General features: G+C 38.5%; 24 protein-coding genes and 2 pseudogenes. 12 read left to right on the forward strand and 14 right to left on the reverse strand.

Annotation, left to right across the window (positions count from 1 at the left end):
* The first annotated feature begins 20 nt into the window (after positions 1-20).
* Entirely contained in the window at positions 21-725 is a 705-nt protein-coding gene (locus FTT78_RS08475) for an IS6-like element IS1008 family transposase (RefSeq protein WP_043963410.1), read from the forward strand.
* A 100-nt stretch (positions 726-825) separates the two neighbouring features.
* Positions 826-1,323: a hypothetical protein gene (locus FTT78_RS08480; protein ID WP_180009768.1), complete on the forward strand. Its 498-nt coding sequence runs from the start codon at positions 826-828 to the stop codon at positions 1,321-1,323.
* A 226-nt stretch (positions 1,324-1,549) separates the two neighbouring features.
* Here the strand turns inward: FTT78_RS08480 and FTT78_RS08485 are convergent, their stop codons facing one another.
* The 6 genes from FTT78_RS08485 to FTT78_RS08510 form a co-directional block, all read right to left on the reverse strand.
* Positions 1,550-2,125 (reverse strand): recombinase family protein, encoded by a 576-nt coding sequence (locus tag FTT78_RS08485; RefSeq protein ID WP_075316580.1) that lies wholly within the window; start codon positions 2,123-2,125, stop codon positions 1,550-1,552.
* Between the two features lie 186 nt (positions 2,126-2,311).
* Positions 2,312-3,211, reverse strand: a complete 900-nt coding sequence (locus FTT78_RS08490; RefSeq protein WP_005028603.1) for a cation diffusion facilitator family transporter — start codon at positions 3,209-3,211, stop codon at positions 2,312-2,314.
* Between the two features lie 86 nt (positions 3,212-3,297).
* Positions 3,298-6,438, reverse strand: a complete 3,141-nt coding sequence (locus FTT78_RS08495; protein ID WP_179994455.1) for an efflux RND transporter permease subunit — start codon at positions 6,436-6,438, stop codon at positions 3,298-3,300.
* On the reverse strand, positions 6,428-7,657 hold the full coding sequence (locus FTT78_RS08500; RefSeq protein ID WP_016658777.1) for an efflux RND transporter periplasmic adaptor subunit: 1,230 nt from the start codon (positions 7,655-7,657) through the stop codon (positions 6,428-6,430). Before FTT78_RS08500 ends, FTT78_RS08495 begins: the two co-directional genes overlap by 11 nt.
* A 1-nt stretch (position 7,658) precedes the next feature.
* Positions 7,659-8,984 carry a TolC family protein gene (locus FTT78_RS08505; protein ID WP_035269736.1) on the reverse strand — a complete coding sequence of 442 codons (1,326 nt, stop codon included), beginning with the start codon at positions 8,982-8,984 and terminating at the stop codon, positions 7,659-7,661.
* 48 nt (positions 8,985-9,032) lie between these two features.
* Positions 9,033-9,446, reverse strand: coding sequence for a cation efflux protein, CzcI-like (locus FTT78_RS08510; RefSeq protein ID WP_225530251.1), 414 nt, complete (start codon positions 9,444-9,446; stop codon positions 9,033-9,035).
* A 1,033-nt stretch (positions 9,447-10,479) separates the two neighbouring features.
* Between FTT78_RS08510 and FTT78_RS08515 the strand changes: the two genes are divergently transcribed.
* From FTT78_RS08515 to FTT78_RS08535, 5 genes and pseudogenes are all read left to right on the forward strand, one after another.
* Positions 10,480-12,399: a multicopper oxidase domain-containing protein gene (locus tag FTT78_RS08515; protein ID WP_180034265.1), complete on the forward strand. Its 1,920-nt coding sequence runs from the start codon at positions 10,480-10,482 to the stop codon at positions 12,397-12,399.
* Positions 12,386-12,724, forward strand: a complete 339-nt coding sequence (locus FTT78_RS08520) for a hypothetical protein (protein WP_004897649.1) — start codon at positions 12,386-12,388, stop codon at positions 12,722-12,724. The genes FTT78_RS08515 and FTT78_RS08520 overlap by 14 nt, the downstream gene beginning before the upstream one ends.
* A complete protein-coding gene (locus tag FTT78_RS08525; RefSeq protein ID WP_154320112.1) occupies positions 12,711-13,655 on the forward strand; it encodes a copper resistance protein B in 945 nt (314 codons plus the stop codon). The genes FTT78_RS08520 and FTT78_RS08525 overlap by 14 nt, the downstream gene beginning before the upstream one ends.
* Before the next feature lie 179 nt (positions 13,656-13,834).
* Positions 13,835-14,080 carry a type II toxin-antitoxin system RelB/DinJ family antitoxin gene (locus FTT78_RS08530; protein ID WP_000246755.1) on the forward strand — a complete coding sequence of 82 codons (246 nt, stop codon included), beginning with the start codon at positions 13,835-13,837 and terminating at the stop codon, positions 14,078-14,080.
* Positions 14,070-14,362, forward strand: a pseudogene (locus FTT78_RS08535) (type II toxin-antitoxin system RelE/ParE family toxin). The gene FTT78_RS08530 and the pseudogene FTT78_RS08535 overlap by 11 nt, the downstream one beginning before the upstream one ends.
* 127 nt (positions 14,363-14,489) lie before the next feature.
* On the opposite strand, the gene FTT78_RS08540 reads toward FTT78_RS08535, so the two are convergent.
* The 4 genes from FTT78_RS08540 to FTT78_RS08555 form a co-directional block, all read right to left on the reverse strand.
* A complete protein-coding gene (locus FTT78_RS08540; protein ID WP_016658833.1) occupies positions 14,490-14,819 on the reverse strand; it encodes a four-helix bundle copper-binding protein in 330 nt (109 codons plus the stop codon).
* A gap of 720 nt (positions 14,820-15,539) precedes the next feature.
* A complete protein-coding gene (locus FTT78_RS08545) occupies positions 15,540-15,854 on the reverse strand; it encodes a hypothetical protein (protein ID WP_104505826.1) in 315 nt (104 codons plus the stop codon).
* Between the two features lie 38 nt (positions 15,855-15,892).
* Positions 15,893-16,207: a DNA-binding transcriptional regulator gene (locus tag FTT78_RS08550; RefSeq protein ID WP_104505827.1), complete on the reverse strand. Its 315-nt coding sequence runs from the start codon at positions 16,205-16,207 to the stop codon at positions 15,893-15,895.
* Positions 16,188-16,511 carry a transcriptional regulator gene (locus FTT78_RS08555; protein WP_104505828.1) on the reverse strand — a complete coding sequence of 108 codons (324 nt, stop codon included), beginning with the start codon at positions 16,509-16,511 and terminating at the stop codon, positions 16,188-16,190. The genes FTT78_RS08550 and FTT78_RS08555 overlap by 20 nt, the downstream gene beginning before the upstream one ends.
* A gap of 88 nt (positions 16,512-16,599) precedes the next feature.
* On the opposite strand from FTT78_RS08555, the pseudogene FTT78_RS08560 reads away from it, so the two are divergent.
* Positions 16,600-16,695, forward strand: a pseudogene (locus FTT78_RS08560) (transposase domain-containing protein); the annotation flags it as partial.
* A gap of 84 nt (positions 16,696-16,779) precedes the next feature.
* On the opposite strand, the gene FTT78_RS08565 reads toward FTT78_RS08560, so the two are convergent.
* Positions 16,780-18,105 (reverse strand): ISNCY family transposase, encoded by a 1,326-nt coding sequence (locus FTT78_RS08565; RefSeq protein ID WP_179994539.1) that lies wholly within the window; start codon positions 18,103-18,105, stop codon positions 16,780-16,782.
* A 210-nt stretch (positions 18,106-18,315) separates the two neighbouring features.
* On the opposite strand from FTT78_RS08565, the gene FTT78_RS08570 reads away from it, so the two are divergent.
* A complete protein-coding gene (locus FTT78_RS08570; protein ID WP_070155403.1) occupies positions 18,316-18,729 on the forward strand; it encodes a hypothetical protein in 414 nt (137 codons plus the stop codon).
* Positions 18,730-18,731: 2 nt separating this feature from the next.
* Positions 18,732-19,046: a hypothetical protein gene (locus FTT78_RS08575; protein WP_070155405.1), complete on the forward strand. Its 315-nt coding sequence runs from the start codon at positions 18,732-18,734 to the stop codon at positions 19,044-19,046.
* Positions 19,047-19,111: 65 nt separating this feature from the next.
* Here the strand turns inward: FTT78_RS08575 and FTT78_RS08580 are convergent, their stop codons facing one another.
* The 3 genes from FTT78_RS08580 to FTT78_RS08590 all read right to left on the reverse strand — a co-directional run bounded on the left by FTT78_RS08580 (position 19,112) and on the right by FTT78_RS08590 (position 20,555).
* Complete coding sequence (locus FTT78_RS08580; protein ID WP_004733298.1) at positions 19,112-19,405, reverse strand: type II toxin-antitoxin system RelE/ParE family toxin; 294 nt, start codon at positions 19,403-19,405, stop codon at positions 19,112-19,114.
* Positions 19,395-19,640: a type II toxin-antitoxin system RelB/DinJ family antitoxin gene (locus tag FTT78_RS08585; protein ID WP_070154357.1), complete on the reverse strand. Its 246-nt coding sequence runs from the start codon at positions 19,638-19,640 to the stop codon at positions 19,395-19,397. The genes FTT78_RS08580 and FTT78_RS08585 overlap by 11 nt, the downstream gene beginning before the upstream one ends.
* A gap of 492 nt (positions 19,641-20,132) precedes the next feature.
* A complete protein-coding gene (locus FTT78_RS08590; RefSeq protein ID WP_004676061.1) occupies positions 20,133-20,555 on the reverse strand; it encodes a hypothetical protein in 423 nt (140 codons plus the stop codon).
* A gap of 103 nt (positions 20,556-20,658) precedes the next feature.
* Here FTT78_RS08590 and FTT78_RS08595 point away from each other — a divergent pair, with 103 nt between their 5' ends.
* Both FTT78_RS08595 and FTT78_RS08600 read left to right on the forward strand, forming a co-directional pair.
* Entirely contained in the window at positions 20,659-20,982 is a 324-nt protein-coding gene (locus FTT78_RS08595) for a hypothetical protein (RefSeq protein WP_004676058.1), read from the forward strand.
* Positions 20,983-21,157: 175 nt separating this feature from the next.
* Complete coding sequence (locus FTT78_RS08600; protein WP_015060246.1) at positions 21,158-21,769, forward strand: recombinase family protein; 612 nt, start codon at positions 21,158-21,160, stop codon at positions 21,767-21,769.
* Positions 21,770-21,956: the final 187 nt, after the last annotated feature.

Here is a 21,956-nt window from a genome sequence, read left to right on the forward strand (position 1 = left end):
TTTATTTCGAGATACAGCAGATGAATCCCTTCCACGGTCGGCACTTTCAAGGTGAAATCATTCTTTGGGCTGTTCGTTGGTATTGTAAATATGGCATCAGCTATCGTGAACTTCAAGAAATGCTCGCTGAACGAGGCATAAATGTGGATCACAGTACAATTTATCGTTGGGTTCAGCGTTATGCTCCAGAAATGGAAAAACGGTTACGCTGGTATTGGCGTAACCCTACAGATTTACATTCATGGCATATGGATGAGACTTATATCAAAGTGAAGGGGCGATGGACTTACCTGTATCGTGCAGTTGATCAACGTGGTCATACGATTGACTTTTACCTTTCCGCTAGACGGAACAGTAAATCAGCCTATTGTTTTTTAGGAAAGATCTTCAATACGGTGAAAAAATGGCAAATTCCACGGGTCATCAATACAGATAAAGCAGCGACCTATGGCCATGCTTTATCACGGTTAAAGCGAGAAGGAAAATGTCCAGTAGATATTGAGCACAGGCAGATTAAGTATAAAAATAATGTCATTGAATGTGATCATGGTAAGTTAAAGCGAATCATCAGGGCCACATTAGGATTCAAATCTATGAAGACTGCTTATGCCACAATTAAAGGTATTGAAGTCATGCGTGCACTACGTAAAGGACAAGCATCGTCATTTTATTATGGTCAGCCTCAGGGTGAAGTGTGTCTAATCAACAGGGTTTTCGGTCTCTAAGCACTTTTTAAAGGGAACATCATCGACTCAAATCTCTATTTGCAACAGTGCCAAATATGGTACATTTCACGCAACTACTTTCCCAATACAAGTCTTTAAAATGAATCGTTTTATAATTTTTTTGTTTCTTACTTTTATAATTAATACAAGCTTTGCTCAAATCGTAGAAATCCCTAAATTCTCAGACTATCCCGCTCGAATTTATACAGGTCCCACTTCTGCACCAAAATTAACAACGCCATATCATAAAAATTACAAAACACGTCTAACTAACTCTTCTAAAGAAGATATTAACTTTGCTGGCGAATATGTTCTGAGTGTATGGGGATGTGGTACGAGTTGTCGTGTATATACTTTTATCAATAAAAGAACAGGTGCCATTCTTGATACACCATTTGGTGGTGAAGGCGGTGAAAATATTGTCAGCATTAGAGCAAATAGCAAGGTAATCATAACAACAGAAGAGCTCTACACAAATGACTACGATTCTCTCGGCTATATGGCATATTATTATGTATTAGAGTCAGGACGTTTTAAAAAGGTAGCCCAACTTCCAATTTCTGAAGATCTTTATCAAGAAACCCGTTATAACTACTAATATTCCAACACCTAGCTAATATTATTTTAAACTTAATCTTTAAAAGTTATAACAATAAATCAGCCCGTATTTTACAGGCTGATTTTTAGCTATTTCTTCAATAGTTTTTACCAACTTCTCAGCTCTTTCAATAAGAACCTCCTCAGCAATATAATTATTTTTACTTGAACCGTACCGGGTCAGTGTTCCACAGTTTTCATAAGATAAATAATTATAGTCGCCAATTTCAACTGAGTTCCTCTCCGGCTTTTAAATAGCGGTATACCGCTTGGCGGCTAATTCCAAATGCCTGGCCTAATGCCATTTTTGAAGGATACTGCCCTTCCTTCCATGCTTGTCGCAAAGCTTCAGCTTTATCAGGCTTCAATTTATGTACCCGGCCTTTGTACTTCCCTTGAACAGAGGCGAGTTTAATTCCTTCCTTTTGCCTTTCCAGAATGATTTCACGTTCAAATTGCGCAAAAGCACCCATCAGTTGCAGCATCAAATTATCCATCGGCGTGGATTGGGCAGTAAAAGTAATATTCTCTTTTACAAACTGGATAGCGATCCCTCTTTTGACCAGTTTATCTACTTCAGTGACCAAATCTTTTAGACTTCGTGCAAAACGATCCATGGAATGTACAATCACCCTGTCCCCTTCCCGGACATAGTTCAACATTTCTTGAAATTTCGGTCGGTCGGTATTTTTACCCGAAGCACGGTCAACAAAAATCCGGTCGACTTCAATTCCCTCAAGTTGACGCCCTGTATTTTGCTCGACCGAACTCACTCGCACATAACCTACTTTTTGGCCTTTCACTCTTTCACGCCCCAATTAGATAAAAATGAACAATTTCGTAAATTATAAATCTTAAATATCAAAGTTACATGTTATATATGGTTAAAAATCATTTAAATGATACATAATTTCATGAACTTTCAGATTGTAACTTTAGGGTATACTTTAAAGTTACACAAAACATCTATATGAAGACTAAAGTCCAAATTAGTGTTTATGTTGGTTCAATGTATTACATTTCGTATTTTCTATTTGTAACGTAATTTCAGTAATATTATGATTATGTTTTAGAACTTCTAAGGCCTTTTGATAGAGTTGATCTGTATTGCTATTCGGAGCAACCAAATGAGCAGTTAAATGAATATTTCTTGAGGATATAGCCCAGACTTTCAACTGATGAATCCCTTCAACGCCCTCTAGCTTCAATAAATCATTTCTTAACGACTCAATATCAATCTCATCAGGAACTCCTTCAAGCAGAATATGAATACTTTGTTTTAATAAAATCCAAGTTCGAGGTAAGACCCAGAAGCCAATTAACACAGCGATTACGGTATCAACCCACATCCACTGGGTAAAATAAATAACTATTCCTCCGATAATCACGCCTATCGATCCTAGAGCATCACTAAGAACTTCTAAATATGCACCTTTTATATTTAGACTTCCTTCAGCACTAGCAGAAAGGATTTTCATTGAAATCAAATTTATGACCAAACCAATGACCGCGACAATCATCATTCCAACACTTTGAATTTCAGCAGGATTCGTAAAACGTTGATAAGCTTCATATACAATATATATTGCTACCACAAAAAGCATCACCGCATTAAACAGAGCCGCTAAAATTTCAAATCGCTGATAGCCAAAAGTTCTTTTATCATCTGCGGCTTTTTTACCAATTTTGATAGCGGCAAGAGCAATAGCTAAAGCGGCTACATCAGTAAACATATGAGCTGCATCAGATAACAAAGCCAAACTTTGGGTAATAAAAGCAGCGACAACTTCTACTATTAAAAAAGTAGTCGTTAAACCTAAGGCAACCATTAACTTCTTACTATTTTCTTCAGTAACAACCGCATGGCTATGATCATGATGTTCTGACATAAAATATTTTCCTTATTCTATTTATGATGAGCAGAGATATTGGATAACAGCCAATATCTCTGCTGTAAATCGACTAATCTATTGGATTAAGAAACTTTCTTTTCATTTATCCAACGATAAAGCACGGGTAACAGCACCAAAGTTAGTAATGTTGAAGAGATAATCCCGCCAATCACTACGGTTGCCAGTGGCCGTTGAACCTCAGCCCCTGTTCCGGTTGCCAGCGCCATTGGTACAAAACCCAGTGAAGCCACACAAGCTGTCATCAACACTGGTCTTAAGCGCAAAATAGCCCCTTGCCACACGGCTTTATGCACTGGATATTTGTCCCTTAATTCCTTAATAAAGGTCAGCATTACCAGTCCATTGAGGACTGCAACACCAGATAAGGCAATAAAGCCAATTCCAGCTGACATCGATAATGGAATATCCCTTAGCCAAAGGAACAGCACACCACCGGTCAAGGCAAAGGGTACCCCGGTAAAGACCAATAGACTTTCTTTGACATTGTGAAAGACCGCCATCAGTAAAATAAAGATAGTGATTAAAGCCAGTGGAATCACGATTTGCATCCGTGCTTTGGCTGAAGCCAAATTTTCAAACTGACCGCCATATTCTATCCAATAACCACTTGGCAAAGTGTATGCTTTGAGCTGTGTCTGTACATCAGAAACAAAAGACCCTAAATCACGCCCTTCAACATTCGTTGTAACCACAACTCGGCGTTTACCATTTTCTCGACTGACTTGGTTGATTCCTTCAATGGTCGAGACTTGCGCGACATCCGACAATAAAATACTGCCACCATTTGGAAGCTGAATAGGTAACTGGGAAACAGATGCGACACTACGGTCTTGCTCTCCAAGACGGATAACAAAATCAAAACGACGATCGCCTTCTAAAATCTCTCCCACGCTTTGTCCACCAATACTGGTTGCCACAAGGTCTTGAATTGAACGCACACTCAAACCATATTGTGCAGCCAAAGTTTTATTTACCTCGACATTCAGTAATGGCAAACCTGAGGTCTGCTCAACTTTCACGGCACTGCTACCCGATATTTGCTGAATGATTTTGGAGATTTTAGTCGCCTCAGTATTGAGGACATTCATATCATCACCGAAGATTTTCACACCAACATCACTACGCACACCTGAGATCAATTCATTAAATCGGAGTTCAATCGGTTGTGAAAATTCACTATTATTGCCTGGAATCGTGGCTAAATACGTCACCATACGGCCACGTAATTCATCTAAACTTTCTTTAGGATTTGGCCATTCTGAACGAGGCTTTAACATGATATAGCCATCTGAAATATTGGGTGGCATGACATCTGTTGCAACCTCGGCTGTACCCGTTCTGGCAAATACTGCCTTAATTTCAGGGAAACTCTTTAAAAGAAGTTTTTCAGTATTCTCCTGAATACGTAAAGACTCTTCTAAGCCTGTACTTGGTGAACGTAACTGTTGTACCGCAAAGTCTCCTTCACTGAGCTGTGGTGCAAATTCACTGCCGAGTTTGGTACTGATAAATCCCGTAATCACTAATACACACAGTGCAAAAGTCAGCACAACTGCTTTGTATTGATACGAAATATCAAGAGTTTGCTGATATTTAGCTTTTAGCCATAACATCCAACGACTTTCTTTTTCTTGAATATCGCCTTTGACCCACAATGCCACAGCAGCAGGCACAAAGGTGATCGATAAAATAATGGCTGCAACAAGGGCGAGTACCACTGTCAATGCCATCGGATGGAACATTTTTGCTTCCACACCACTTAAAGCAAAAATCGGCAAATACACCACCAAAATAATAAGCTGACCAAAAATAAGAGGACGACGTGCTTGGCGGGCAGCCAGAAAAACTTCCTTAAAGCGTTCACTTTGTGTGAGAGGTCGTTTTAACAGTTGCTGTGTATGGGCTAAACGCCGGATACAGTTTTCGACAATCACCACAGCACCATCGACAATGATGCCGAAATCGAGTGCACCTAAACTCATCAGATTGGCACTGATATTTTTCTGTGCCATCCCGGTTAAGGTAAACAGCATAGAGAGTGGAATGACACAGGCAGTAATCAAGGCAGCACGGATATTCCCTAAAAACAGGAACAGAATGATGATGACCAGGATTGCTCCCTCTACCAAGTTTTTCTGAACGGTTTTAATCGCCTTCTCAACCAAGGTAGTACGGTCGTACACCGTTTCAATCACTACCCCTTTAGGCAAACTATTCTGAATATCTTGAAGCTTGGCATCCACAGCTTTAGAAACAGTCCGGCTATTTCCACCCATCGCCATCATGGCAATCCCTAAAACGGTTTCTTTGCCGTTATAGGTTGCCCCACCGGTTCTTAAATCATGCCCAATAGAGACTTGCGCAATATCACCAACCCGAATTGGGCTGCCATTTGGGCTACCCAGCATGGTGTTCTCAATATCAGAAAGCCCATTGAATGTACCCGGTACACGTACCGTCAATTGCTGACCATTGTCTTCAATATAACCTGCACCTCGGTTCTCATTATTTTGCGCTAAAGCCTGTTGCAGTTGTTCTAATGAGATATTCAGTTGCTGCATCCGGTTTAAATCGGGAGAGACCACATAGGTTTTTTCAAAACCACCAATACTGTTGACCTCTGCAACTCCCTTAACACGTTGCAGTTGAGGACGCACAATCCAGTCCTGAATCTCACGCAAATCCATCGGCGTGTATGCAGTTCCATCCGGCTTTTTCGCATTCGGATCTGCCTTCAGTACCCATTGATAAATCTCACCGAGACCCGTAGAAACGGGGGACATCGTCGGTGCGATTTGTGCAGGCAACTCAGATTGCGCCTCCTGTATCCGTTGGTTAATCTGCTGACGGGCCCAATAAATATCAGTCCCATCTTTAAAGACAATGGTGACTTGAGAGAGTCCATAACGGGATATGGAACGGGTAAGCTCCAGATCCGGAATGCCAGCCATGGCATTTTCAATGGGATAGGTAATCCGCTGTTCGACTTCAAGCGCAGTAAAACCCTTGGCTTGAGTATTAATCTGGACTTGGGTATTGGTAATATCGGGTACAGCATCAATCGGGAGTTTCTGATAGCTATACACCCCGACCGCAATCCAGGTACAGACAAAGAGCAACACCCAAATCGCATTTTGTATGGAAAACTGAATGATTCGTTCGAATAAACCTTCTGGTTTTGGCAGATCAGAATTAATGTTCATGGCCTGCCTCGTCTTTTTCTAATTCAGATTTCAACAAGAAACTGCCTTGAGCGATATACTTCTGCCCTTCAGTCAGCCCAGAAATCACTTCAAGCCATTGTCCATCACTTGAAGCCTGCCCCAATTGCACTTTCTGTGCTTTTAAGTGGACTTGACCTTTTTGTTCTGAATCTACGATGAAAATACTGTCTTCACCTTCAATACTTTGCAGCGCAGACTTTTGAATCCGAAGGGCTGATTTTGCTGTAGCTTCCGGAATCAACACTCTCACTAACACATTAGAACGCAACTCAGTAGCTTGCGCATCGAGTTTTGCGCGCACCACCAGACGCCCTGTTTGTACATCTGCCTGAGAGGTTAAGCTTTGTACAGTAGCTTTATAGATTTGATCTGAATCATTCACTTTAAAGTCAATTTTTTGCCCGGCTTGCAGTTGACCTGAGAATTGATTCGGCAAATTAAACTCAAGCCATAAATCTTTCAGCTGTTCAATGACAAAGAGCTGATTAGCCAGTTGCACATTTTCACCGACCACAATATCTTTTTGACTGATCACCCCAGAGATCGGTGCTTTAATCAGAAAACGCCCATTGTTATTGCCACTTGCACCTAATGCATTTAAACGTGCTTGTGAGGACTGGACAGTAATCTGCGCTTGACGGTAGGCATTTTCGGCACGCTGGTAATCCTGTTTGGCAGAAATCCCCTGTGACCAGAGTTGCTGTTCGCGCTGGTAATCTTTACGGGCCAAATCCAGATTCACCTGTGCCATACGCAGATTTGCCTGTTGGTCGATCAGTTCAGGCACGATTAGTACAGCCAGCGTTTGTCCTTTTTGCACGCTCTGTCCTAAAGCCACATTGACCTGCTCGACATGACCACTAAAATTAGGCGATATATGCGCTTGTTGATCGGTATTCACCACCAATTTACCTGGCAGGGTTGTCAGCTTTTCAACCAATCCTGTGGATGCAACAGCAACTTTTAAACCTTGTTCAACCATTTGTTGGCTGGTCAGTTGTATTTCGCCTTCTTCAGCATGTCCTTCTTCAGAACTATCTTCATCAGAATGTTCGGCATTTCCCTCATCATGACCATGCCCCTCAGATTCAGTTTTTTTTGAACTTAACCAAATAACCAGACTGACCAAGACCGTAATCAGAATCAAAATTGCAATCATGAGAGACTGGGATATTTTTCCGTTTTGCTTGGCGTTCATTTTATCGTGCTCCCCCATTGATTAAATTTTGCGATGCTTCGACTGCCTTTTTATTCAGTTGTGTATAGGCATCCGAACGGCTAATTTCTTCATAACTTGTGCCAATACTGAGTGCCTCAGCTGCGAGGGCAGTTTGCCAAGCTTGACGTAGAATTTGTAATTGACCCAATCGAAGATTCTGCAGTTGGGTGGTTGCTTGCTGAACGTCGGTAATGGACAGTTTCCCTGCCTGAAACCCTTGTAAAGTACGGCTCTGAACTTTGGTCGCCAAAGTAACTTGTGCTGTTGTGGCATCGAACTGGCTACGTAAACCTTTGAGCTGATGCATGCTGTTGGCAATATTGAGTATTTGTTGCTTCAGCTCACGCTGCTGCTGTTGGTTCAGCAATATTTGCTGTTGCTGGACCATCGGGATCGCATATTGCTGGCGGTTGAAAATATTCAGTGGAATAGCCACGCCGATTGCCAAAGTCGTATCGTTGCTTTCATTAGGGGTTTTGCTACGTTTCATGCCTACATTTAAAGTCGGATTGGGACGTGCCTGAATTCTTAAATTTTCAATTTGATGATCCGATTGCTGAATGTTCAAGGCATAGAATTTTTCTAGCCACCCTTCAGCAATATACCGTTGCACAGTTTGGAGACTTTGCTCTGGCCAAGGGATAGCGGTTTTATTCAATTGAAGATGTGAAGATGTTTCTCCCCCCCACAAATTAGACAGCTGACGACCGGCAGCTTGTTTATTCAGCATCGCTTGCTGATAAAGTCGTTGGATTTCTAGCGCTTCAATTTGGGTACGCTCAAAATCAACCAGGGCAATACTGCCTGCCTGATAGCGTTTCTGGGCACTGTCCAGATTGGCTTTACTTGTTTTTAACTGTACTGAATAAGCAGACTGCTCAACCTCAGCAAGTGCAAATTGCGACCATGCAAATTTAACAATCAGTTGGCTTTGTGCCTTCCATAATTGCTGTTGCAATTGGATTTGTTGATTCGAGGTATTGGCAATCACCCGGTTCAGCTTACGCTGACCAAATAGATCTAGAGGTTGACTAACGCCAACATTGAATTCCTGTTCTTGACCTGAGCCAAAGCCAGACTGTTCTAAACTTATACTTGGATTCTGCCATAACCGACTTTGCTGAATATTCAATTCAGATATTTGCTGAACTTGTTGCCACAGCTTGTCTTGAGTCTGGTAACTTTGTACTTTTGCTAAAGCGGATTCAAAGCTGGTAACGTTTTCAGCATAGCTATATTGCATAGCCGCTGCACATATACAAGCAACCAAGCTATGACGCAAGAGTATAATTGATTGTGAAGACATGATTTTTCCCACTTATTTAAATAATAAAAGTGGTGGGAATGTTTTAGGCTACCCCACCATGAGCGGGGAAAATTCGGGAGGTGGGCTTTGTTGAAACAGGTCAGGAGCCTGATAGCTGTTTTTCCAATGAAATTGTGGATTCACTTTAACTTCAGAGCTTGGATGAAACACATCTACTTTTTCATTTTGTACAATCAAATGCGTCATCGATGGTAGATGATCTTGATGATCTTCACCGATTTCTAAATCGCTACTGAATGTTTTTATGTTTTCTGACTGTCCATTATGATCGTGTTGACGACTATCGCTGGCACACAAGGTATTTTGGTGATGACCAAAATGATAACTCTGCTGTGATTGAGGCTGTTGTTCATGGACACAAAAGGCCGCCGCCACATTCCAAAAGCTTTGGAACATGAACAATCCAACCAAGACTGTAATCCATGTAGTAGAACGCATCATCATAACAATCGAAAAATTTGTACCAAGTATAAGGCTTAGAGCCACTCCAAGGTCAAGCTTAATAAATTAAATTAAACATTCAATGAACACTGAATAGCCGGCACTTTTGCAAATTTACCTTGTCTCTATAAGCTCACATCAATTTCAGGTAAGAATAACAATAGATAGTGAACCGTACCGGGTTTGTCGGAGACTTTTTATTTAAGTTAGGCCACCGGTAATCCTCCCATAAATAACCGAAGTTAAAAGTAGAGGTACACATAAGTTAAAATTTTATAGAATTGCTTGAGTTCAAAATCTCTAATTAGCATGTATTGAAAACATGAATATTTATCTAAAAAGAGAACTATTTAACATCATGGCTGTTATACGCAATAAAAAAACCTGGGCACCAACCCAGGTCTAAAATTTAAAAAACAGATAAATATCAGTGCAATAAACTCATTTTTCTAATTTCGCATAACGTGTATTATGTTAATTTTAGAGAAACTACTAAATTATATTGGGTTGTAAATATTTGAAATTCCGTTAAGATATTTTGGATTAAATTCTATTCCTAGATAGCATTCGTGTTGACTCATCTCTCCAAAAAACTTTGGTTTTGTTTTCTTATGGTTTTTGCCATAGGATGGAGTAGTGTGTCTGTTGCATCAGTAAAGATAATGCATATCAATATGCAAACTGAAATGAGCCAAGATCATTGTTTAGATCAAGCACAGCAAGTCACTCAACATGGTATTAATCACGAAGTACAGACGAATACCGATTGCCATAATCATTTAGCTCTTAATCAGAATATAGATCACAAAAAGTGTCAGGAATGTTCTAGCTTATCCTGCCAGACACAGATCTCATGTCTTCATTCTTTGCAAAGCTCGCTAGATCCCCTAGATACCTTCTATTCTATAGATCAGCCTAATTTTTATTACCCCAACCAATATCTAAATGGGTATTGGCAAGAAATTTCACGTCCTCCTAAAACTTAACCATTTTTTTTAAAATTTATTTATTTTTCAAAAATTAAGGTTAAGTTATGTCTCATAAAATTAGTTCGTACCTATTAGCAGGTATTTGTTTTGCATCGTCGCCTTTGGTTTTTGCCGAAGTGCGTGAATATCAGCTTGTTATTGATGAAGCAGTGGTCAGCCCAACTGGAAAGCCTGTAAAGCGCATTACCGTAAATGGTCAATTTCCTGCGCCTTTGCTTGAGTTTGAAGAGGGTGATGAAGCCATCATTCGCGTGAAAAATAATTTAAAAAACCAAGATTCTTCTATTCATTGGCACGGACTGTTGTTGCCGGGCATTATGGATGGTGTACCGGGATTTAATGGTTTTAACGGTATTAAGCCTCAAAGCGAGTATGTTTATAAATTCAAGATTCGCCAAAGCGGGACTTATTGGTATCACGCTCATTCTAAAGGACAGGAACAGGACGGCTTATATGGTTCTTTTGTGATTTATCCAAAAGGTAAAACACCATTGGCAGCACATGAAAAAGCTGAACGTGACTATGTGGTGATGTTGTCAGATTTTCATGAAAAAACCAGTGATCAAATTCAGAAAGATCTTAAAATTTCAGCTGAATATTATCAAGATCAGCGTGAAACCTTGGGTGATGTTTGGAAGCAGGTTAAACGTGATGGCATAAAAGCGACATGGTCTGACCGCAAAATGTGGAATCAGATGCGTATGCTAAAAACCGACATGTCGGATGTTACAGGTTATACCTTCCTCATTAATGGCAAAACACCTGAACAAAATTGGACAGGAATGTTTAAACCGAATGAAAAAATTCGCCTACGTTTTGTGAATGCATCTGCGATGTCTTTCTACGATGTCCGTATTCCTAACTTGAAAATGACTGTGGTCAGTGCTGATGGTCAGCCTGTAAAACCTGTTGCTGTGGATGAGTTTCGTATTGGCACAGCTGAAACTTATGATGTGATTGTGGAGCCAAAAGGCGGACATTATCAAATTGAAGCTGAGTCAATTGACCGTTCAGGCTATGCGATTGGTACACTGCACAATGAACTAAATCCTATGACACATGGCATTCATATGCCTGCACCACGTCCACGCTCACTTTTGACCATGGAAGATATGGGACATGGTGGTGGTGATCATGCAGGAATGGATCATTCGAAAATGAACCACGGCAATATGCAAGGCATGGATCACTCGAAAATGGATCATTCAAAAATGAACCATGGCGATATGCAAGGCATGGATCACTCGAAAATGGATCATTCAAAAATGAACCATGGCGATATGCAAGGCATGGATCACTCGAAAATGGATCATTCAAAAATGAACCATGGCGATATGCAAGGCATGGATCACTCGAAAATGGATCATTCACAGCATGGCACAGCAAAACCACAAGAAAATGATCAAGTGGTTTATGGTTGGGCAAATGCATCTACACCTGCGGGCAATAAAGCCTTGCAATATAGTGATTTAAAATCTTTAGAACCGCAAAAAGATACTCGTGAAGCTAGCAGTGAATTAGTAGTGCGTTTGGGCGGTACTATGGAGCGTTATATTTGGACGATTAACGGTAAAAAATTCAGCGATGCTGAGCCATTAAAAGTGAAGTATGGCGAGCGTATCCGTATCAAATTTATTAATGACAGTATGATGGCGCACCCCATGCATTTACATGGCATGTTTATGCAGTTGGAGAATGGTCAAGAGTCGGTAGATATGCCGAATAAACACACATTGATTGTACCACCGGGTAAAACAGTCACTGCTTTATTAACTGCGGATGAGTTGGGCGAATGGGCAATCCATTGTCATTTGTTGTATCACATGAGTGCAGGAATGATGAACAAGTTGATCGTGGCAAATGTTAGCGATGAACAAGTGTCTACAACGCCAATTCAAGGTACAAATTCGACTCAAACTCACCAAGTAACTGAGCAAAAAGGAGCTGGACATGCACATCACTAATTTTGTATTTAAAGCGTTTTTTTCTGTTGCGGTATTGAGTTTAACAAGCTTAAGTTTGGCGCACGAAGGGCATCATTCAACTGCTCAGACTGATGGAAAAAATGTACCATCAATGAATCATCAAGCGATGTCTGAGATGGATCATTCACAGCATTCTCCACAAGAGCATGCACAACACATGCAGATGATGGGGAAAATGAATCATGCTGCACATTCAGCACCGATGAACCATCAACATGCAGGTCATCAGCCAATGCATCACAAATCAACAGAGAAACAGCAAGATCAAAAAGTACAGAAAGGAGATCAACATGCGCACCATTAATCTTTTTTCTAAAACTGTTTTAGCAAGCTCTTTGTTGATGGTCAGTGCAGTGAGTTTGGCACATAATGGTGAAGATCATAGTGCGCCTGAAAAAATGACAGTTGCTACATCTTCTAGTCAAAATCAGCCGATGCAAATGGATCGCTCTCAAATGAACCATAGCCAAATGAATCAGGCACAACATCAGGCAACATCTACGGTTAATCATTTACATCATGTACCAGATGCGAATGCTCAGCAGAGTTCGCATTATGATCATCGCTCAGAACACGGTGCGCAAATTTATGCGATTACGACAGTGGACAATAAGTGGCTTGTCAATGAAGATGGCACAGGTGATTTAAAGTCAGAGTTTGAAACCCGTATTGGCACAGATGAAAATAAGCTTTTTATTAAAATTCATGCCGATAAAGAAGAATCGCATGATGCACATTATGATGCCAAACTTTTATATAGCCGTATGATTTCAGACTTTTGGGATGCACAGATTGGTGCACGTTATCGTAGTGAAAAAGTTGAACTCAATGATCATCGCAAAGACACCGAAGAAAATGTTGATGCGGTGATTGGCTTACATGGTATGGCGCCATATTTCTTTGAAACTGATGCTTATCTCTATGCGGGAGAAGACAATTATGCGGGCTTTAGCCTAGAAACGGAACGTGATTTTCTGATTACGCAAAAGTTGATTATTCAACCTTATTTAGAGTTGGATGCTATCTTTAGTGATGACTCTAAATATGCGAAAAAAACTGGTTTAAGCAGTGCAACCGCAGGGTTTGAAACTCGCTATGAAATCAGTAAAAAGATCATGCCTTATATCGACATTGCCTATGAGTATTCAAAAGGTAATGATGAAACGTCGTGGCAAATAGAATCAAACTCTGAGAAAGGTTGGTTATATGGAGCTGGTGTTAGATTTAGATTTTAATTAATTTAATGATTACTAAATAGCTTTATTTAAATAAAACTCTAGCTTAATGTGGCCGGAAGCAAAATGTTAACTTATTTTGCTTCCTTCCATTTAACATAATGGCTGTTATGCGAAGTCGACTTGTAATGCAATTTGCATTACAATATTCCTAGTACATTAAATACTTGGGAAATATGATGGCTACTGTTAACTTCAGGATCGATGAAGCCCTTAAAGAAAAATCTTATTCAATCCTTAAAGAGCAAGGTATTGCACCTACTGATTTCTTCACTAGTATTCTTGAGTATGTTGCTACGACTGGGAAACTGCCTGTCAAAAAAGCTTTGCTTTCGGAAGAAGATGAAGAATTATTAGCTCTTGTCCGTAAGCGCATTAATGATCCTAAAGAGATGTTTGAGGAAGTCACATTAGATGACTTATAAGCTTTTACGTCACAAGGACTTTACAGCAGAATGGGAAAACTCCCTGTTGCTATACGAGATCAATTTAAAAAGAAACTAGCCAAAGTCATAGAGCAGCCACATATTCCAAAGAATATGCTTAGAGGCGATCTTGCAGGTTGCTATAAAATCAAATTATTAAAAGCTGGTGTCCGACTTGTCTATCAAGTTAAAGATGATCAGGTAGTTATCCTGCTCATTACCGTCGGAAAACGAGCTGATAGCATAGTTTATGACGAAGCGAAAAAGCGAATTAAAGACTAAAAATGGGAGCTTAAAGCTCCCATTTTTGGCTTCGTATAAGGTGTATTATGTTAATTTTAGGAAAGGCTCTAGACTAGCAGAATGATTATGTTAGTCTAGAGCATATAATTAACATTATTGAAGTATTTTACATGGCAATTTTTCGACATTCTTCTGCACACTGACGGCAAGCCTCAGCACATTTTTTACAATGATCATGTGAATGTTTTTCACACTCTTCCGCACAATATTCACAGATCTTAGCACAAAGCTCACAAATCTCTTTGAGGAAAGGTGAGTTATGTTGTTGCATACGCACACATAACTGACAAATATCTGCACATTCTAGACAACGTTGAATACATTCACGCATCATCTCTAAATCTTTTTCTTTTAAACAAGAAGTTGCACATTCAGTACAAATAAGTGAACAGTTTGTACATGCAGAAATACACTTTGAAAATTCCGTATTAATCATTTTTTACTCTCAACTTATATAATCAAAGAAATAATTAAAACATAATTTTTTTCTACTAATTATTTTAAATTATTAGTAAATGTAATACATAATGTTAATTTATATGAATAATGTTAATTTTAACTAAATCTTATTTATATTCCAAATTATTAAAAAACAGTTTTTAATTAGGATAGATGATCAAGTATCAAAAGCAGCTATTCTTAAAATAACTGCAATAATTTTATCACTTTAAAAATAGATTTTCCCTCTATTTAACATAATGGCGATTATACGAAGTACACTTGTATATTAATATAAATATCAATCACTTGAAAATTTAGCCATGACTAAGAAAAAGCAAAAAATCGGCTTTTGTAATAAGTTGGTGAGTTTTTAAGCAGATCTGTAATATTTTGCCAGTAAATTTGATTAAAAAACGATCAATTTGGCAATCAGTGCCCATTTCATCGGCTTTCAGGATCCGAAACTATCCCCAATGGCTGTGGATAAAATTTAGGCTATTTTGTACGCCCTGGCGCACAACAATCTCGGCTCTTTGCGGCTACCAGGAACAGTGGAATTTTCCTATGATGAACTCATCAGGAACAGGAAGTTCCAAACAACAAGAATAAGAAAGATCGCACCAGGAGCGTGAGGTAAGACAGGAGTCATACCTAGCAACCCAATATGAGAAACCCCGGCAGGATGCTGGGGTTTTTTATTGTCTGCATTTAAGGTCTAATCAGTCTTAGCCAATTCATTTTGGTTGATAAGTTTAATCAGCGCATTTTGAACAAACTCATCAAGTTCAATCCCTTTTTCTTTTATGATGGTTTCTATCTTTGCTAGCGTTTCACTTTCTAATTCGAACTCGATTTCTGCTGATGTTTCCATGAGTAAATCATAGTTATTTTCGACTATCTTTTTAAAGGTTTCTTCTAGATCTTTTGTTGATGGAATATTGAAAGATAAGCGTAATGAGCTATTGATAATTTCAATATGGGTATACCCTAAATATTCAGTACTTTTTCCCACAAATCCTAAGTGCTTCATAAAAAACCTTAAATAAATATAGTAGAGAGCTGTCTAAATTAAGCCAGACTCTCTTTTACAAATTTTGGATCAACAATAAATAATCGAATAAGGGATGTTGCTGCTCCTGATGGTCTTCTCGCACCTTGTTCCCATGATTCAAGAGTACGTCTTGATACGCCAAGAATCTTAGCAAACTGATCTTGTGTTAGTTGAGCCTTTCTACGAGCTAACGCTACATCTGTCTCAGTGATTACGGTTCTTTTCGCTGCATTACTAGTAAGCATATCGTCGATGCCTTGTAATATTTCAGCTTCAATATCCCTAGTTGCTTCAAAAGCCTCAAGTTCTTTTTCAGTCATTAAACGAGTCATTTAGTTTCTCCACTAATGCTTGAAGAGTCTTCTTACTAAGCTGTACAGTTTGCTTTTTACTGTACAAGGTTAATAACCAAATCTCTCCATTTGCTAAACGATTAAAGTAGATGACTCTGACACCACCACTTTTACCTCTACCACCGCTAGTCCATCTAATCTTACGAATACCACCTGCATTAGGCTCTACATCTCCTGCTTCAGGATTTAATGCTAAGAATGTTTTGAATTCCTCATATTCTTCCTGAGTCCAATAAACAAGACAGTATTTAGTAAATAATGGAGTCTCACATATTGTATACATTGATTGCATTCATACTACCTTGTAGTAGTTTATTTTATACTACTTTGTGGTATTTTTAAATGATAATTCTTAGTTCTCAGGATTAAATGCCTATTTAAGTGATGTGCTGAAAAGGTTGCCGACACATAAAGTGACTCAGATTGAAGAATTGCTACCACACCGCTGGAAACCTGAACCGAATTAAAAAATAGGCATGGGGTTCAGCGGACGCTTACGTTCTGTTATTCCAAAGTAGAAATGTCCTATCTTAAAACCAAATAGAAATGTCCTATACAGACATTTCCAAGTCAAGCACAGGATTCAGATTTCGTTGTTGAATTGCTGTTTTCTGTGCACGTCTTCTTGGCATAGATTGAGAACGATTGCGTTTGTATTGCTGTTCCAATTCTTCATGCTGTTGTTGAATATGATTGAGAACAGCACCTAAACGTTTATTCTCAACAATCTCTCGCTGGTTAAGCTGACTTAATTTATCGAAGATGCTGTAATTGATTTTTCTTCCCTGATATTCAATCGCGACTGTACCATCCGGGTATTCTAGGAACTCAAGATACTTACCAATCAATCTTTGGTTTTCTTCCGTGTTTTCCAGGAGATATACGCATTTATCATAAGTAATCGTCAGGCTATTCGTGACTCTGCGGGGTTCACGCCAAGTAAAAACATCATCTAACTCCTCAGCAGTTTCAGTAACAGTCCGGTGTAAATCCTTGGGATTAAAAGCCATCTTGGCGAACTTCTGATTGAACTGCTCAATGAAGCAGGGTAGCCAGGCATTCGCTTGCTCAATCGAACAGATGCCTTCCAGGCGCATTTCTTTGATCAGACGGTCCTGAAGCGTTCTATTGGCCCGTTCTACACGGCCTTTGGCCTGTGGTGAATTAGCGAAGATAATATCGATATTCAGGGTGCTGAGTACGCGCCCAAACTGGGTAATCTTGGTGTCTTTCTTACTGCTTTGATTCACCCTGAAGACTGAATGTTTATCGCTGTAAAATGCCAACGGCTTACCATGCTGCTCAATATACAAACGTGTTGAAATCATATAGTCAAAGGCTGATTCTGATTCACAGAAGCGTAAATGCTGCAATTTTCCTGTGGCATCATCGATAAATACCAGCAGACAGCATTTAGGGGCTCGACCTTCAAACCAGTCATGGTGTGAGCCATCGATTTGGATCAGTTCACCATAACAGTCCCGGTTATAACGAGGCTGATACGGGCGTTTCAGACGCTTGGCGCGAGGAATCCATAAATCGGCTGCAATCATCCAGGAACGCAGTGTTTCCACTGAAATATCAAAGCCATGAACGGTGGTGAGCTTTTCATGCGCTAAAGTGGGTCCGAAACCATGCAGTTGATCAGAAACAATATTGAGGCACTTGAGTCTGAGCTCTTCAGGAAGCCTGGAATTGCTGATTTGACCACGACCGGCATGGGCTAATGCAGCTGGGCCTTGAGCTTTGTATTTTTGCAATAAACGTCTGATCTGACGCTCTGAAATATGAAGTAGCTGAGCAGCTTGGGACTGGGTTATGCGTTGATCACAGATTTCCTGCAAGACCGACAATCGTTTAAGTTCTTTATCCGACATAGACACCAACATATCAAACCGTCCGCTAAGAAAATTGCAAAAGTGCATATTCTAAAAGCGGACATTTTTACTTTGGAGAAACCGGACATTTCTACTTTGGGCTTACACGTTCAATTCGTATAACCACCATTATGTTAAATAGAATCAAAAAACCTCCAATAAAATCGTTATAGTATTATTATTTATTGAGTAGATAAGAGAATTAAATTAGTGAAATACTCAAATGAACAAATAGTAAAAGCACTCTTACTTGCTCCTTTACCTTTACTTTTTTTAACAACAGTCCTGTTTATCGCAGTGAATCACGAATACAGCCTATACTCGATTTTCGTAGTTCTTGTAGGACACGGTCTTATTTACTTGGCTTATTGTATTTTGACTGTGCCTTTTAGCTACATATTCTCAATTCTTTTAAATCGTTATAACAGTCTTAATTTATTAACCATCTGTATTACCTCTCTAATTATTGCTACTCCATTTTTTATTCTTTTAGGATGGGGGCATACTGGAAAGATTGCTGAAGATTGGTGGAAGATGTATACCAATACATGGGCTAGCTTTCTGGCTCTATTTCCTGGCTTATGTTATTGGCTGTTTTTAATTAACTTAAAAGATAAAGAATAGTTATGAAAAAAATATTATATTTTAATTTTTTAGCGATTATTTTGACTTACGTATCTTTGCTTTATCAAAAAAATATATTAGTTGCTCGCATAGTTGTAGATAAGCTTGAAAAAGTTAAAGTCATAGCTGGGGGATTTCCTCTCCAGTTCCTTATAGATGGTGAAACCTCTCCAGTCGGAAGTATAAGTATCAATCCTTTATTTATTTTCATCGGCATGGATCAATTTGTTTTTCTCAATTTTTTTATTGATTATTTATTTTGGATAAGTATTTTATTTGCTTTTTCTATGATTGTGAAAAAGTACAGAATTGTATAGATCTTCTAAAATTAACATAATACACGTTATACGAAGCCAAAAATGGGGGCATGCAGCTCCCATTTTTAGTCTTTTATCCGCTTTTTTGCTTCATCATAAACAATGCTATCAGCTCGTTTTCCAACGGTAATTAGCAAAATAACTACCTGATCATCTTTGACCTGGTAAACAAGTCGGACACCAGCTTTTAATAATTTTATTTTATAGCAGCCTGCAAGATCACCTTTAAGCATATTCTTTGGAATATGTGGTTGCTCTATTACCTTAGCTAATTTTTTCTTGAATTGATCTCGTATAGCACTAGGAAGCTTTTCCCATTCTGCAGTGAAGTCCTTATGACGTAAAAGCTTATAAGTCATCTAATGTGACTTCCTCGAACATCTCTTTAGGATCATTAACACGTTTGCGAACAAGAGCTAATAAATCAGCATCTTCCTCTGAGAGTAAAGCTTTTTGTACTGGAAGCTTTCCAGTCGTAGCAATATATTCAAGAATATTAGTAAAGAACTCAGTAGGTGCAATTCCTTGTTCTTTTAGGATGGAATAAGACTTTTCTTTAAGGGCTTCATCGACCCTGAAATTAACAGTAGCCATCATTTTCCCATTTATTGAATGCATGAGAATATTGTAATGCAATATGCATTACAAAGATAGTTCGTATAACAACCACTATGTTAAATGGATAGTTGTTTAGTGGGAAAATCAAGTTTTTGAAATTTCAAATTGAAGTTTTTTCGTTCAATTAGTAATTGTAATTTATATTCTATTGAATAACTATTTCATAACTTTTCCTATCATATTTGGCTGCATACGTAGCTACTTCTTGATTAATCTTTTTATGATTTTTATCTAAATATGAAAAGATTATTGAATCCTCATTGTGCCGCTCGTAATTGATGGCGTATTTATATTCTGAATAAGGATAAAGAGTACCTAAGCTATAAGTTTTTTGAGCACTAATATAAGTTACTTTAAGGTCTGTAATTGGATAATCAGTCTGATTTTTAATAAAAATATATCCATCCTTTTCAAATGGCTGGCATCCTATAAGTAGAACTAATGTAAGACAGTAAAATAGGCTATTCTTCATTTTGGTAGTTCTTCAATTGGTCTTATGAGTCGATTAATAACTATAACTTTTGAGGTATCACAGCTATGATCTACTTCAGTTATCCAAGAATAATTATTTTTTTCTAGAGGATAGGATTCTCCGCCTCCATATGCTGCTTTATCACCTAAAAAATAAGTATCCGAATCTACTTTTAGGCTCTTAGTTTCCGTATCCCAATCTAGAGTTTTTGTAGCAAAAATTGGCAGAACTTTAGAGCCATCAGCATGTTCTAGGTATAGGCATTTACCTTCCCTAATAAGCTTAGCCTCACTATAACTTGCATTATCTGCTCCCCCCGTATATTGAATACGTGGAACAACTATATTTGATTCAATTTTTTCTGTAACTGGACTGCAGGCTGCAAGTAAACTTAATAAAATAAATTCTAATCTTTTCATATTAAAGGAATTTTTTGAGAGAGTAATAGAGAAATTAAAGCAAATTATTCCAAAAGGCTCTGATTAAAAATTGTTAAAATTAGTAGATATATGAGAGGAAATTATGAAAAAATTTTTATACTTCAATTGCTTATCTTTTATTTTTACTTATTTATCTTTGTTTTATCAGAAATATACATTAGTGGATCGTATAGTTGTAGACAAGCTTGGAAAAGTTAAAGTCATTGGAGGAGGATTTCCCTTACAGTTTTTAGTAGATGGTGAAGTATCTCCAGGTGGGAGTATAGCGCTAGATCCTTTAAATATTATTATAGGAATAGATCAATTTATCTTCTTATATTTTATTTTTGATTATTTGTTCTGGATAAGTGTTTTATTTGCTTTTTACATAATTTTGAAAAGGTACAAACTAAAACAGATTTTCTAAAATTAACATAATACACGTTATACGAATTCCCAAGGCATGGCTTTTAGTTATGCTTTTTTTATCAAAAGAGTATACCTGAATGATAGCGAGCCAAATCGCATACAATATCTATCATTAGACTTAATGCAATAATTAAATGATAGTATTATCATTAATCTAATAGAATTAAGATTAAATGATAGAAATGAATACACGTATTTATCTACGAGCTTCAACTAAAGATCAAGATGCAGAAAGGGCTTTGCAGATTCTTCAGGATCTAAACCAAAACTTGAATTTGGGTGAAACCATTGTGTACGTGGAAAACTATAGTGGTACGAAGTTAGACCGACCTGAATTGAATAAGCTACTGTCAGAAGCAAATCAAGGTGACACATTGTTAGTTGAAAGTATTGACCGCTTATCACGCCTAACCCAACGAGATTTTCAAGAGCTGAAGCGCAGGATCCAGGAGAAGGGACTTCGTTTAGTCGTAGCAGATCTTCCTACTACCTACCAAATGATTCAAACCAGTGACAGCATTACTCATTCAATCTTGGAACTCATCAACAATATGTTGATTGATCTTCTGGCAACAATGGCCCGCCTAGACAATGAGAAACGTATAGAACGTATTAAGCAGGGCCTGGCACGTTCGGGTTACAAACCAACAGGCAAGAAGGCAAATGAGGCTAAACATAAACGAATAAAAGAATTGCTAGTAGTTGGCAATATGACTAAGGAAGAAATTGCCAAAGCAGTGAATTGTGGAGTTGCAACTGTCTATCGAGTTGCTAAAGTTATCTAAAAGAGGCTTATCTCAACGCGCCCCCAATGGGGCACCGCTGCATTCAGGTTACTTCACATAAGAAATTTTATGTTAAATGATTGTTAGAAATGCCCCTTGATCGAGGCATTTTCTATAAAGAATACTAAAAACTAATTAAAGCCAACCAAGTTTCAAAACAAGGCAGTTCTCAGCAATCATATTTTTA

It is taken from the genome of Acinetobacter sp. YH01011 (assembly GCF_013420785.1).
Lineage (GTDB): Bacteria > Pseudomonadota > Gammaproteobacteria > Pseudomonadales > Moraxellaceae > Acinetobacter > Acinetobacter towneri.